Annotated in this window: 14 protein-coding genes; 3 read left to right on the top strand and 11 right to left on the bottom strand. The window is 43.0% G+C overall.

All coding sequences use genetic code 11. The features are described 5' to 3' along the window. Positions 1-30: 30 nt before the first annotated feature. On the bottom strand, positions 31-1332 hold the full coding sequence (locus ACYVLS_RS11805) for a pyrimidine-nucleoside phosphorylase (RefSeq protein ID WP_460324788.1): 1302 nt from the start codon (positions 1330-1332) through the stop codon (positions 31-33). 190 nt (positions 1333-1522) lie between these two features. On the opposite strand from ACYVLS_RS11805, the gene ACYVLS_RS11810 reads away from it, so the two are divergent. Then, entirely contained in the window at positions 1523-2716 is a 1194-nt protein-coding gene (locus tag ACYVLS_RS11810; protein WP_460324790.1) for a glycine C-acetyltransferase, read from the top strand. 86 nt (positions 2717-2802) lie between these two features. Continuing rightward, on the top strand, positions 2803-3768 hold the full coding sequence (locus ACYVLS_RS11815; protein WP_460324792.1) for an L-threonine 3-dehydrogenase: 966 nt from the start codon (positions 2803-2805) through the stop codon (positions 3766-3768). A 55-nt stretch (positions 3769-3823) separates the two neighbouring features. On the opposite strand, the gene ACYVLS_RS11820 is transcribed toward ACYVLS_RS11815, so the two are convergent. Continuing rightward, positions 3824-4507, bottom strand: coding sequence for an amino acid ABC transporter permease (locus tag ACYVLS_RS11820; protein ID WP_460324794.1), 684 nt, complete (start codon positions 4505-4507; stop codon positions 3824-3826). Positions 4508-4509: 2 nt separating this feature from the next. Continuing rightward, complete coding sequence (locus ACYVLS_RS11825) at positions 4510-5361, bottom strand: transporter substrate-binding domain-containing protein (protein ID WP_460324796.1); 852 nt, start codon at positions 5359-5361, stop codon at positions 4510-4512. A gap of 350 nt (positions 5362-5711) precedes the next feature. Here ACYVLS_RS11825 and ACYVLS_RS11830 point away from each other — a divergent pair, with 350 nt between their 5' ends. After that, positions 5712-7178, top strand: coding sequence for an amidase (locus tag ACYVLS_RS11830; RefSeq protein WP_460324798.1), 1467 nt, complete (start codon positions 5712-5714; stop codon positions 7176-7178). A gap of 149 nt (positions 7179-7327) precedes the next feature. On the opposite strand, the gene rpiA is transcribed toward ACYVLS_RS11830, so the two are convergent. The 8 genes from rpiA to ACYVLS_RS11870 all read right to left on the bottom strand — a co-directional run bounded on the left by rpiA (position 7328) and on the right by ACYVLS_RS11870 (position 14505). Then, positions 7328-8005 carry a ribose-5-phosphate isomerase RpiA gene (gene rpiA / locus ACYVLS_RS11835; RefSeq protein ID WP_460324800.1) on the bottom strand — a complete coding sequence of 226 codons (678 nt, stop codon included), beginning with the start codon at positions 8003-8005 and terminating at the stop codon, positions 7328-7330. Positions 8006-8151: 146 nt separating this feature from the next. Continuing rightward, on the bottom strand, positions 8152-9222 hold the full coding sequence (locus ACYVLS_RS11840; RefSeq protein WP_460324802.1) for an ABC transporter substrate-binding protein: 1071 nt from the start codon (positions 9220-9222) through the stop codon (positions 8152-8154). After that, the gene (locus ACYVLS_RS11845; protein ID WP_460324820.1) at positions 9222-10052 is read right to left on the bottom strand and encodes an ABC transporter permease; all 831 of its coding nucleotides are present in this window, start codon (positions 10050-10052) and stop codon (positions 9222-9224) included. Before ACYVLS_RS11845 ends, ACYVLS_RS11840 begins: the two co-directional genes overlap by 1 nt. After that, complete coding sequence (locus ACYVLS_RS11850; RefSeq protein ID WP_460324804.1) at positions 10052-10861, bottom strand: ABC transporter permease; 810 nt, start codon at positions 10859-10861, stop codon at positions 10052-10054. Before ACYVLS_RS11850 ends, ACYVLS_RS11845 begins: the two co-directional genes overlap by 1 nt. 1 nt (position 10862) lies before the next feature. Then, positions 10863-11984, bottom strand: a complete 1122-nt coding sequence (locus ACYVLS_RS11855) for an ABC transporter ATP-binding protein (protein ID WP_460324806.1) — start codon at positions 11982-11984, stop codon at positions 10863-10865. A 174-nt stretch (positions 11985-12158) separates the two neighbouring features. Further along, on the bottom strand, positions 12159-13076 hold the full coding sequence (locus tag ACYVLS_RS11860) for a Gfo/Idh/MocA family protein (protein WP_460324808.1): 918 nt from the start codon (positions 13074-13076) through the stop codon (positions 12159-12161). A gap of 192 nt (positions 13077-13268) precedes the next feature. Beyond that, positions 13269-14273 carry a UDP-N-acetylmuramate dehydrogenase gene (murB, locus tag ACYVLS_RS11865; protein ID WP_460324811.1) on the bottom strand — a complete coding sequence of 335 codons (1005 nt, stop codon included), beginning with the start codon at positions 14271-14273 and terminating at the stop codon, positions 13269-13271. A gap of 106 nt (positions 14274-14379) precedes the next feature. After that, entirely contained in the window at positions 14380-14505 is a 126-nt protein-coding gene (locus tag ACYVLS_RS11870) for a hypothetical protein (RefSeq protein WP_460324814.1), read from the bottom strand. Positions 14506-14687 lie beyond the last annotated feature (182 nt).

The raw sequence follows: 14687 nt of genomic DNA on the forward strand, positions 1-14687 counted from the left end.
CAGCTGCTGAGTATGTTCCTTTGGCATATCTTACTGAATAATATCGTAAATCAATGTCGGTATGTCTGCATGGTCTGCCAGTCGTACATTTGTACGAACCTTTTCAACAATTTCTGCTGAAATGTCTTTGTTGGAGTAGAGGGTCGCAAGGCTTTCCCCTTTTTCTACCTTGTCTCCAACTTTTTTGTGCAGATATAAACCAGCTGACAAGTCAATGTCGCTTTCTTTTGTTTCACGTCCTGCTCCTAGCATCATTGCAGCTATCCCGATTTGGTCTGCAGTAATTTCAACTACCACACCCGCCTCTTCGGCAGTCACTTCTTCTGTATGAGCGGCTTGAGGCAAGATGTTGTCAGGATTATCCGCAACGGTCTCATCTCCACCTTGTGATTTAACAAATAGTTTGAATACGTCAAGCGCCTTGCCGTTATGAAGGTTTTCTTCAAGCAGTGTACGAGCCTCATCCAGTGAATCAGCTGCTCCTCCTAAATAAGCCATTTGACTTCCCAGTACCAGGCACAGTTCGGTTAAATCTTCAGGTCCTTCACCTTTAAGGGTTTCAATCGCTTCTTTAACTTCCAAGCCATTTCCTATGGCATTTCCAAGCGGCTGGCTCATGTCGGAAATGACGGCCATTGTGTTTCTGCCAACGGATTTACCAATAGTGACCATCGTCTCTGCCAACTTACGTGCCTGATCGACATTCTTCATGAATGCCCCTGCACCAGTCTTAACATCGAGGACGATAGCATCTGCTCCGGACGCAATTTTTTTGCTCATGATTGAACTGGCAATCAGCGGAATAGACTCCACCGTTCCAGTCACGTCACGCAACGCATACAATTTCTTGTCGGCTGGTGTCAGATTACCGGACTGGCCTACTACCGCAACTTTATTCTTGTTTACCAGCTGGGCAAAGTCGTCCTGAGACAACTCGACATGGAAACCTGGAATGGCTTCGAGCTTGTCAATGGTCCCGCCCGTATGTCCCAAGCCGCGCCCGCTCATTTTTGCTACCGGTACGCCCACACTTGCGACCAATGGTGCCAGGACTAAAGTTGTCGTATCCCCAACACCGCCTGTTGAGTGCTTGTCCACTTTAACGCCATCAATGGCGGACAAATCAATCTGATCGCCAGACTCAACCATCGCCATGGTCAGCGCACTGCGTTCCTCATCATTCATTTCATTGAAATAAATAGCCATCGCCATCGCGCTCATCTGATAATCCGGAATTGTACCGGCTGTGTACTCTTTTATCATCCAGTTGATTTCGTCTGTCGACAGGGGGTTGCTGTGCTGTTTTTTCTCAATCAAGTCAATCATTCTCATTTTTCTGTGACACTCCATTCTATCGGTTTCTTGTAAGCCCTATTTTATCACACATGCTATTTTAATTAAGTAGAATTCACTTAGATAATATAAGAATGTTCCAATAAAGCGCTTATCGACTACACGAAACAAAAAAAGCATGGTAAAATCAGAAAGTAAGCGCATTAGACTAATAATAAGGAGCGATTTCATGACTAGTCAAAAACTGAACACATTTCTGGAGAACAACCTTAAAGAATTAAAAGATAACGGATTATATAATGAAATAGATGTCCTTGAAGGTCCCAACGGATCTGAAATCACTATTAACGGACAAAAACTGATTAACATGTCTTCAAATAACTATCTGGGTTTTTCAAACGATGAACGCCTAAAAGCGAAAGCTAACGAAGCAACCGATAAATACGGTGTTGGAGCGGGAGCTGTGCGGACTATCAATGGTACACAAGCCATCCACGAAGAACTGGAACAGAAGATTGCGGACTTCAAGCATACTGAAGCGGCTGTTGCCTTCCAGTCTGGATTTAACTGTAACATGGGTGCCATCTCTGCTGTCATGAATAAGCATGACGCGATTTTATCAGATGAGCTGAACCATGCTTCCATCATCGACGGCTGCCGTCTGTCAGGCGCTAAAGTTATCCGCGTCAAGCACCAGGATATGGATGATTTGAGAGCTAAAGCAAAAGAAGCTGTTGAAAGTGGACAGTATGAAAAAATCATGTATATTACCGATGGAGTCTTTTCAATGGACGGAGACGTTGCCAAGCTGCCTGAGATTGTTGAAATTGCTGAAGAATTTGACCTGATCACTTATGTAGATGACGCGCATGGTTCTGGGGTCATGGGTAAAGGAGCCGGTACAGTCAAGCACTTCGGTCTTCAAGACAAGATTGACTTCCAGATGGGTACCCTGTCTAAAGCAGTCGGCGTTGTCGGCGGTTATGTAGCCGGAACACAAAATCTCATCGACTGGCTGAAAGTTCGTGCACGCCCATTCCTATTCTCTACTTCTTTAACACCTGGAGCTTCTGCTGCATGTATCGAAGCGATTGACATTATGAGCAACTCTGAAGAAGAACACAACCGCCTTTGGGAAAATGGCCGTTACCTTAAAGAAGGGTTAGACAAGCTCGGCTTTAATATCGGTAACTCTGAAACACCGATTACGCCATGTATTATTGGTGATGAAAAACTGACTCAAAAATTCTCCAAGCGACTGACAGAAGAAGGCGTTTATGCAAAATCCATCGTCTTCCCAACTGTGCCTCGTGGAACTGGCCGTGTAAGAAACATGCCGAGTGCCGCTCATACGAGAGAGCAGCTTGACAAGGTACTGGAAATCTATGAACAAATTGGGAAAGAACTAAATGTGATAAACTAAAAGTATGACTAAAGCAGGAGAGTCAATTCTCCTGCTTTCTGAACGACTACTTTTACCCATTAAATTAAATAATCGGAGGATTCCTCGTGAAAAAAATACTGATTACAGGTGCACTCGGACAGATCGGTTCCGAGCTGACCACTAAACTGCGTGAAGTATATGGAACTGAAAATGTAATAGCTACAGATATTAGACAGCCCGAAGACTCAAAAGTGGTCAACGACGGACTGTTTGAAATCCTGGATGTGACTGATGCAGAACGTATGAAGGAACTTGTTGAAACGTATGCTGTAGATACCTTTATTCACTTGGCTGCTCTGCTTTCAGCAGTTGCCGAAGCCAAGCCTCAACTGGCCTGGACGCTTAATATGGGTGGACTGATGAATGCACTGGAGGTCTCCAGAGAATTTGGACTGAAATTCTTTACGCCTAGCTCAATCGGTGCGTTTGGTCCTCAGACACCCAAAAACCAGACACCACAAGTTACCGTTCAGCGTCCAACAACGATGTACGGCGTAACGAAAGTAAGTGGCGAACTATTGGGTGATTACTATTACCAGAAATTTGGTGTGGACACACGCAGCGTCCGCTTCCCTGGTCTGATTTCCTATGAAACTCTGCCTGGCGGAGGAACGACGGATTATGCAGTCGATATTTATTACGAAGCGTTGAAGAACAATGCCTACACATCCTTTATTGGTGAAGGAACATACATGGACATGATGTATATGCCAGATGCCGTTGATTTAATTATTCAGCTGATGGAAGCACCGAGTGATCAGCTTACCCACCGTAATGCCTATAACGTCAGTGCCATGAGTATTGCACCAGAAGATGTGGCCGCAGCCATTCAAAAACATCAGCCTGACTTCAAGCTCAGCTACGACGTTGACCCTGTTAGACAGGGCATTGCTGAATCCTGGCCAAATGCAATTGATACCACTGCTGCCCAGGAAGAATGGGGCTTTTCACCTCAATATGACCTGGAAAAGATGACAGCAGACATGCTCAAACAACTTAAAAATAAAGGGATTCTTTCTTATACCCGTTAAACATTTAAAGGCTTCTGCATTCACTTTATGCAGAAGCCTTTTTTTATTTTTCAGCCTATTTTGTGATGTACCTGGATGATACAGTCTCCAGATAGTCCTGCAGTACTCCGAACAGACTGCAAATAACCCAGTAAATGGCTGCGACAAGAATATACATCGTCATATAATCATGTTCTCTCCCGCCGACTACACGGGCATTCTGGAAAATCTCATTGACTGTAATCATTGCTGCCAGAGAGGTTCCTTTGATGACATCCAGCAATACACTGCTTAATGGCGGAATGGCTATCCGAAAGGCCTGAGGCAGGATGATATCTTTAAGTGTAATATATGGGCTCATCCTCAGTACTGCAGAAGCTTCCCATTGCCCTCTATCTACTGAAGAAATAGATGAACGGAAAATTTCTGAAATATAAGCTGCACCATTCAAACTAAAGCAAATAATGGCTGAGGTCAGGGCATTGAACTGAATGTTTATGAAAGGCAGTCCAAAGTAAATCAGAAAGAGAAAGACCAGTACCGGTGTTCCTCTCATAAAGGAGACGTATAAGCGTGCGGTCCATCTGAGTGCTCTGGAAGGTGACAGTCTCATTAAAGCAATAATCATGCCAATGACCATTCCGATAGCCGTACTGACCAGAGCAATACCTAGTGTATACGGTACGCCTCTTAACAAATAAGGCAAAGATTCCAGCGCCAGTTCAGGATTAAATATATACTGCCATTCAATAGCATCCATGCTTAACCCTCTAAATCAATGGTCATAATATCAAGGTCCTGTTCAACAGTAACGTCTTCACCGTAATAAAACAGCTCTGATATTTCGCTAAGTGTTCCATCTTCGTGCATTGACTCAAGAACCAGATCAATCTCTTCGGTAAGCCTGTCATTTCCAAGTTTGAGTGAGAAATTAGTGTAGCTTGGGTTAAAAAACAGTTCGTCATGTATTTGGATTGGAATATCCGGGAAGGCTGTCAGAGCCATTGTCTGCCCGTAAAAATCATTGATAATCAAGTCTGTCCGTTCGTTTGCCACATCCCATAAATACTGATCATTTGTAGCGTTATCGTAAATAACCAGCTCGGCTCCATACTGCTCCGCAATTTGCATGTAGGTGGTTGTAGCTGCACCTGCCGCTCGTTTCCCATCAAGGTCTTCCATCTTCTCAATACCGGAATTATCTTCTTCGCGAACAATCATGGACATATAGGAATATTTATAAGGAATTGTATAATTATAACGGTCTGCATTTTCTCCCGCATGACTAATGCTTAAAGCAGCCACATCAATCTGTTCACTGTTCAGCGAAGTCAACATGCCATCCACGTTCATTTCTGTAAATTCAATATCCAAGTCCAGACGGTCTCCAACTTCTCTTAGTATCTCAACTTCAAAGCCTGTCAGCTCATTCGTTTCTGCATCGTGATAAGAATTCGGAAAATATGTACCTGACGTTGCTGCTCGAATGACGCCCTCTTCTCTTATTTCTTCCCAGTTATCTGAACTGTTCTCGTTTGCATCACTCTGGCTGCACCCTGCGAGTAGAACTACACTACCCATTATTACTGTTTTCATTATCATTGTCTTATTCATATTTTTCCCCTTTCATTTCCTTCAAAATCATAGCAAGCCCTATTTTTTTAGTCAAAACAATTATGATTTATTCGTTATAATAATCAAATAAGACAAGTTCTAAGTATATAAAAAGCTTTAGCAATAGTTTTTAAGAGCGTTTCATTATATACAATTTTGTTTTTATAATTGGTCGAATACGCTGCGTAATAATCACTTAAACAGCTGAGTCTCCTGCCTAATCACAACTATCTTTAAATGCCCTCACGTCCAACATCCTCCATTTTGACTATTTTTCGACAGTATTATTGCTTCCCTCTAGGGTGCTGTTATACTGAACAGAACTAATGCATAATTGGAGGACTACACTCGTGACCTTTAAAATAAATCGAAAAAATGATGCCCTTTATTTCAGGGAACAAATTAAAAGTGGCAATTTATCGCCTGAAGAACTGATTCAATCTAGTTTTCAACTAATAAAAGAACACAATCCCCTGTTGAATGCCGTAGTACATACGCGTGACAACACGTCGATACAGGAATCGCTGGGCCGCTCATGGAAAGACAAACCTTTCGGCGGCGTGCCTATACTACTAAAAGAACTGGGTCAAAATATGGCTGGAGAACCTGCCCGGGCTGGTTCAAATTTGTTGAAAAACCACACCTCCAGCTACACGAGCCACTTCGTTACTCAACTAATCAAGGCTGGCTTTATTCCGATTGGATCAACTAATGTACCTGAATTCGGCTTTACGAATATCACGCATTCCGAGTTGTTTGGTCCCACAAGAAACCCCTATAACCCTGACCTGAATGCCGGAGGATCAAGCGGCGGGGCAGCAGCTGCAGTCGCTTCAGGCATGGTGCCATTGGCCGGGGCCAGTGATGGTGGCGGATCTATTCGCATTCCAGCATCTTTTACAGGACTTATCGGTTTAAAACCCACCCGTGGAAGGACGCCTATCGGTCCTGGTTCTGGGCGAGCCTGGCAGGGAGCTGCAATCAGCTTTGCCCTAACCAAATCTATGAGGGATACTGCTGCTTTAATGGACAGTATGCAGGTAGTGCAACCGGCAGCAGCCTTTCAGACACCTTTATTTAAAGAGGGTTATCTAACTAATTTAACTAAACCATTCAAAACGTCTAAAAAAATTGCCTACTCACTGAAATCGCCCATCGGCAGTCCAGTAAGTCAGGAAGCAGAACAAGCTGTATTGAACGCTGTAAGCTGGCTGGAAAAAAAGGGCTTCGATGTAGTGGAAGATGAGGTGGATATCAAAGGTACAGACTTGATGCGGTCTTATTATGTAATGAATGCTGCTGAAACTGCAGCCATGCTTGGAAACTTGGAGAAAGCACGCGGACGCTCTATCAGGAAAGAGGAAGTTGAATTGCTTACCTGGGTATTATTCCAGGCAGGTAAAAGGGTCAGCGCAGTCGACTATTCAAATGTGTTCAGCACCTGGGACGCTGCTGCTGAAAAAGCTGCTGAATTTAATGAAACATATGATTTATTTTTACAGCCCGCCACAGCAGATACGGCACCCAGAGTCGATAAAATCTATTGGAATGACGATTTTAAAAATAAAATGCGACACATCGACAGCTTTTCACCTAATGAACAGCAGCAGCTAATTTGGGATATGTGGGAAGAGAGTCTGACTATGACCCCCTTCACACAACAGGCCAATCTTACTGGTCAGCCAGCAATCAGTCTTCCAACCCATTTAACAAAAAACGGCCTGCCACTTGGCATACAATTTACTGCGCCAAAAGGCCACGAACACTGGCTCCTGCAAATAGGACAGATGATGGAAAATGATGGCTTATTCATTTAAGCATAAGTTTATATGGAAGCCATTTGTGGGAATCTCAATTTGATTTTACTAGCGATAAAAATTGCTTAGTTGGGAGACATAATGTATACGTAAAAAACCGCAGGAAAACAGCCTTAAGGCTGCCTTCCTGCGGATTTTCCATTTAATCATTATCTTTTTACGTCGATTACTTCAGGACCGTCTTCTCGTCCAACGATTACTTTTGTCACACAGTCGAGAAACAGGCCATGTTCCACTACCCCTGTTATAGAATCAAGCATTTTAGCCAGTTCATGAGGGTTTTCGATGACGTCCAGATGGAGGTCGATAATGTAGTTTCCGGAATCAGTTACTAGCTTATCTCCTTTGTCATCCAGTCTAAATGCAGGATTCAGCTTTTCCCGGTTAAACAGATTATACACCTGCTGGCAGCCAAACTGAACCACCTCTACCGGCAGAGGGAATTTCCCCAATTGAGCGACCATCTTGCTGTCGTCAACAATCCAGATCACTTCACTGGACTGATTAGCCACCATTTTTTCAAAGAGATGCGCTGCGCCGCCACCTTTAATTCCCTGGAAATCTTCAGATATTTCATCAGCTCCATCGATAGTGATATCAATACGCTCCACATCATTCAAGTCCTTTAAAGGAATGCCCAGCTCGTTTGCCTGATCAGTTGTACGGTGAGAAGTCGTCACGCCGACAATAGACAGCCCTTCTTCTTTCACCCGTTTACCAATGGCTTCAACCATATAGTAAGCTGTCGACCCTGTACCTAAACCGACTGTCATACCGTCCTTAACAAATTCTGCCGCCTTGTACCCTACCATTTTCTTTAAGTTCATCTCTATACCCCTCATGCACATATTTACTCTCAGTATACCATAAGTTAAAGCTCTCTCTTTTGGCTTTTTATAACTTTGCTTATGAAAAAAGAATGCAACTTGGCTGATTGAACAGCTCACCGTTACATTCCAATTATTAATCAATTCTATTTATTCATCTTAAACTCCAAAAACAAATCATTGTAAATACCGGTATATTCCAGTCCCAAGTCTTCATAGACCTCCAGATTATCCATCATGGATTCACTAGGATAAAATTGTTCGTCTTCGATTGTTTCTTCCGGCAGAAAAGCCAGGGCAGATTCATTCGGTGTGCTGTAGCCGACGTAATCCGCATTCTGTGCTGCCACTTCGGGGTCCAGCATAAAGTTAATGAAAGCATAAGCAGCTTCTTCATTTTGAACGGTGTGCGGAATTACCATGTTGTCAAACCAGAGATTGGACCCTTCTTCAGGCAGAATATATACGATGGATTCATTCTCCCACATCATATCGGCTGCTTCACCGGAATAGGTCACGGCAATAGCCGCTTCTTCCTGAATCATATACATCTTAATTTCATCTGCAACCAGTGCTTTAATGTTCGGTCCGAGTCCAGAAAGGTGTTCTGCAGCTTCTTGAAGTTCATTTTCCTCTCTGGAATTGAGTGAATAGCCAAGTGACTGAAGGCCAATGCCCAACACTTCTCTGGCTCCGTCAATCATCAGAATACTGTTGGCCAAGTCTGGCTGATACAAATCTTCCCAGCTGCTTGGTTCAAAATCTTCCAGCAGGTCTTCATTATAAGCTATCCCAAGCGTGCCCCAGAAATAAGGAATAGAGTAATGGTTGCCCGGGTCAAAATTTAAATCAAGAAAATCAGGATGAATATGTTCCAGCCCCTCAATACGGTTTGTATCCAGTTCAACAACAAGATTTTCTTCAATCATTCGTTCAATCATGTATTCGCTCGGAATAACCAAATCATAGCCCGTTCCACCCTGCTGGACTTTTGTCAGCATGGCTTCATTTGAATCAAAGGTCTCATAGACTACCCTGTACCCGGTCTCTTCTTCAAACTGGTCAATTAAATCAGAATCAATGTAATCGCCCCAGTTGTACAAGTGAAATGTGTCTGCGCCGGCAATCCCCTGGGCGCTTTCCAAAAAGACTTTTCCAGCGAATACTGCTACAAGCAATATAATAATGAGTAGAGTTAAACGTATCAGTTTTTTCATTATGGCGTCACCGCCTTTTCATGATTAGTTGGATCTGTATATGCTAATTTCTTTCTTGATTGCTGCTGCCTTTGAATAAAGTAATAGCCGGCAACAAGACCGAGGGCCACTAAAAAGATCAGTGTACTTAAAGCATTGATTTCCAGACTGACTCCCTGTCTGGCGCGTGAATAAATTTCAACAGACAGAGTTGAAAAACCGTTTCCCGTTACGAAAAAAGTCACAGCAAAGTCATCAATCGAATAGGTGAATGCCATAAAATAACCCGCCAGTATCCCCGGCGTAATGCTCGGAAGAATAATTTCCTTCAGTACTTGAAAGGAGTTAGCACCCAAATCTCTTGCAGCCGTAATCATATGCTCGTTCATTTCTTCCAGTCTCGGCAGCACCATCAGGACAACGATAGGAATACTGAAGGCTATATGTGAAAGCAGGACAGAATAAAAGCCCAGCCTGAAACCCACTACCGTAAACAGCAGCAGAAAACTCGCACCAATGATAACATCCGGCGAAACAAGCAGGACGGAGTTAAGGCTCAGTATGGCCGCCTGAGTTTCTCGTCTCTTCGTATAATAAATTCCAATTGCGCCTAGTGTACCGATAATAGTGGCAACAAGCGAGGAGAAAAGAGCGATACGAAGCGTATCCAGAGCTATAATCAGCAGTCGAGTATCTTCAGCCAAAGCACTGTAATGTTCCAAAGTAAAGCCGCTGAACTGATTCATTGTTCCTGCTTCATTAAAGGAATAAAATACTAAGTATGCAATGGGTATATACAGAAGAATAAACACAAAACATAAATATATAGTGGCCATGCTTTTATTTTTCATCACCTTACAGTCGCTCCTCTCGTGCGCTTACCCGTGACAACCATGACCAGAAACATGATGACAATCAGGACAAGCCCCATGGTCGAACCCATTCCCCAGTTTTGTGTGACAAGGAATGACTGTTCAATGGCTGTGCCCAGTGTAATGACTCGGTTCCCGGCAATCAGTCTCGTCAGCATAAAGAGAGAGAGCGAGGGGATAAAGACAACCTGAATCCCGCTTCGAACACCCGAAAGCGACAAGGGAAAAATGACTGATTTGAATGTACGCCACTCATCGGCTCCCAAGTCCCTGCTGGCTTTGATCAGCGATGGATCGATGTCATTCAGGGCATTAAAAACTGGAAGCAGCATAAAAGGAATTTCAATGTAAGTCGCTACTATCAGAAAGCCTAGTCGTGTAAAGAGCAGTGGCTGCGCTCCAAAACCGATAGTTTCCAGTAACTGATTGACTGCTCCTGTCTGACTCAGCAAACCAATAAAGGCATAGGTTTTCAGTAAAATATTCATCCAAGTCGGTAAAATTAATACGAGCAGCCACAACTGTTTATGCTGCGTGCGCGTAAGAAAATAGGCCGCTGGATAGCTGATTAAAAGTGTCAGAGCTGTAATTAGAAAAGCATAAATAAAAGACTGAATAGTCATCGTCAAATAAACACGCGAAGTAAAGTACGATTGGATATTAGCTAATGTAAAGCTGCCGTCGAGTCCTCTGAAGGCTTGAAAAACCAGCAGGAAGACTGGAATGATGACAAACAGAAACACCCATAGATAATAGGGAACGGAAAGCATTTTTCTTTGTCTATTCACTTTATTCCAGTCCCCCCGCTGTGTCTGAAGAAGAGTGGCCTGAAAATTGTTCAATCCGTTCATCAAAAGACGCTTCTGATTCATTCAGTCTCATAATATGAATATCTTCCGCTTCAAAGGTCAAACCGACATGCCTGCCTGGCTCAGATTTTCTGGTTGAATGCACCATCCAGCGGTTGCCTTCGCTATCCTGACCGATAATTTCGTAGTGAACGCCTCTGAACAGTTGTGACTCAACAGTCATTTGAATAGCACCAGCATCGCTTGTTGTGAGTTGAAGGTCTTCAGGCCTGATGACCACATCTACTTTTTCATCGGGTGCCATCCCTCCGTCTACACAGCTGAATGCTTTACCGGCAAAGAATACGGTGTAGTCTTTCACCATATGCCCTTTTACGATATTGCTTTCGCCAATAAAGTCAGCAACATAACGATTGATGGGTTCGTCATAAATTGCATTGGGAGTCCCGGTCTGAACAATTTCCCCTTCTTTCATGACCATGATTTCATCACTCATAGCCAGTGCTTCTTCCTGATCGTGCGTGACAAAGAGGAAGGTTATCCCTAAACGCCTTTGGAGTTCTCTGAGTTCATACTGCATCTCGGTACGCAATTTCAAATCCAGCGCAGAAAGAGGTTCATCCAAAAGCAGAACATCCGGTTCATTAACCAAGGCTCTCGCTATAGCCACACGCTGCCGCTGCCCCCCGGACAACTCGCTGATTTCCCGATTTTTATACTGGCTAAGACGAACCAGGTTCAGGGCTTCAGTCACTTTTCTTTCGATAGCCTTCTTAGACACCTTTTTCATTTTCAGACCGAAAGCTATATTGTCATAGACATTCATATGTGGAAACAAGGCATAATCCTGAAAGACGGTGTTCACTTTTCGCTTATCCGGCGGTGTGTTTTCTGTCTCCTTGCCGTCAATCAGTATTTGCCCTGCAGTCGGGTAGGTAAAACCCGCTATTAAATTTAAAATAGTAGATTTGCCGCACCCGGATGGCCCCAAAAGCGTGTAAAATTTCCCTTTCTCCAATTCAAAAGATACATGCTTTAAAATGCTATCTTTCTCATATTTTTTTTCAACGTTTTTGAAAGAAATAATTATTTCTTCAGTCAACAAAAAACACCCCTTTATAACCGATTTAATTAACCTTTCTAATTATAGCGATTAAGGGGTATTTTGCAATATTTGTTTAGTTTTATTCGTATTCTTATTTTGCCCTAGATTGTTTTTTTCTGATACCCTCCGTTCATCGGAAAAAAGTCCATAAGCGGCCGCACCCTACCGATTTCAGCTGGCAGGGTGTTTGGAGATAATCTCTTCACATATTTGATGACTTAACAAAACCGATTCATATGAGACTGGCAATTCTGTACCCTCTTCAATCATGGTTACAAAAGACTGAATCAAGGGGAGAAAACCTCTGACTTCAAGTGTTTCCGTCCAATCTCCAGCAGTCTTAGTCAGTGAGCCCTCGGCTGAATAAGTTGTCATCTGTGACAGGTTTTCAACTGTATAGGTTCCAGCCGGGCTTTGCAGTTCAACTGTCTCCCTTTTCGCACCAGCTTCGTTATTGATGGAAACATAAGCCGTCTGATGAGACGATTTAAGTATGACCGAGGCGCGCTTGAAGGCCCCGTTCACTTCAATCACTTCAGAATTAAGCACGGTAGTATTGGTATCATTCATCAAAAAAACAGCTGTGTCTATTGAATGAATCATCATATCATAGATACGAAAACGAACTGAAAAATCAGTTTTATCTATCTGGTTCTTTTGAACAATCAGCTGATTCTTGTCGGGAATTTCAGAAAGCTTCTGAATCATAGGGGCAAAACGCCGATTGAAGCCAAGCATCACAGGTGTGTTATTTTTCTTTGCCAGGTCAATTAATTCTTTTGTCTGCGCATACGATGCGGTTAAAGGTTTATCAATAAGCACAGGTATTGATCGTTGAATAAACGAACGAATAATAGAGTCATGAGTCTCAGTTGGGGTATGTATACAAACAGCATCTACTTTTTCCAATAGTGTTTCCCAGTCTGTATGCAACTGTTCTGCGTTCACTCCATACTTATCCCCTATTTTCTTCAGTTTTTCCTGATTACGTGTCCTGAAATGCCATTCATGCTGACTGAAACGAGTGGTATATAATGGTAAATATGCTTTCTGGGCTATTGTTCCCAGTCCTATCACACCGATTTTCATTTGATCTCCTCCATATTAAATACTTGAAACATATATCTAAGAACTCATGATAGTGAGTGTTTTTCGCTTTCTCCAACCTCTTTAGCCCGAGGCCCGACTACCAACACTATTAATGTGATAAATCCCTCAATACAAAAAACAGCAGAAAACTAACTGGTCTTAACCAGGTGATTTAACTGCTGCTTCATTGTTTTAACTTTTTTCTATAACTGTTTGAGCTTTATTGTCTTTCAGTTTTGCTTTAAAATTGCTGGATGCCCGTTCGAGAAGCGTACCTTTGGATCCCGATAAAGCCGGATAGTCTTCCCCGATAATCTTAACCTCTGTTTCGAGTTGCACACCGTCAGTTTCCATTATGACCTTTTTGATGTGTTCAATTAATTCAATGTAATCCGTTGCTGTAGCATTATCAATGTTAACGATAAAACCGGCATGTTTCGTTGAAATTTGAGCGCCGCCCCAGGTCAATCCCTGCAAGCCGGCATCCTGAATCAGTTTTCCAGTAAAATAGCCAGTTGGACGTTTGAATACTGAACCACACGACGGGTATTCCAGTGGCTGCTTGGATGTACGCAGATAAGTCAGCTCATCCATCTTTTCTTTGATTTCATCTTTATCGCCTGGTTCAAGTTCAAAAACAACTTCCAAAGCGATTTCGTCAGATTCCTGAAGCTTGCTATGGCGATAGGAGAATTCCATGTCTTCATTAGCTCGCTCGATGATATGACCCTCTCTGGTGAGTACAGTGACACGTTTGATGACCTCTCTTACTTCCCCACCATAGGCACCTGCATTCATATAGACAGCACCACCGATGCTTCCAGGGATGCCACAGGCAAACTCCAGACCTGTCAAACCGGACTGATAAGCACGCTTGCTCACTTCTATCAAAGCAGCTCCCGTCAGTACCTTGATAGTTTTGTCTTTAACGACAATCTGATTCATATCGGTCAGAATAATAGTGGCACCTCGAATCCCGCCATCTTTTACAATAAGGTTGCTGGCATTGCCTAAAATAGTCACTGGCCAGTCTTCTGCGTTTAACCACTTAATGACTGCCTGGACTTCTTCTATTGTTTTAGGAAAAATAAGTGCATCAGCCGGACCGCCTGTTTTTGTGTATGTGTAGTGCGACAACGGTTCATTTTCTTTTATATTCGTTTCAGGGAAATGTTTTTTTAGTTTATTTACGTTCATTTTAGGTTACGTTCCTCTCGCAAATGAGTTCTGTGACAATGTTGACAAATCAAATCTATCTTAACACTATTTACAGCTATTGTGTAGGCTTTTGCTGAATTGTCACCTAATCGTCAAGTCTCAAATCGTAACCGAGAGCGGTTTTTTCAGCAAATCGGTCAAAATAATCTCGTTTGGCGATTCCTAAAAGCCGAGTATCTTCTTCCAAATCCTGCTGGCCATCAATATTCAATTGAAATTCCTGATCCTTGTCCTCACGTCCTATGATAGAGACATGATACTGTTTGTGTGAACTACATCGGCACTAAAGTACCGAGCTTCTGGGAACACCTTTAACTTGCCTGCTTAGCACGAATGCTCACAGGCAGCGGTTTAGGCTGTTTGACCAAGGCATGTCCCATGCCAATGGAAAGG

Source organism: Alkalibacterium psychrotolerans (assembly GCF_054784355.1).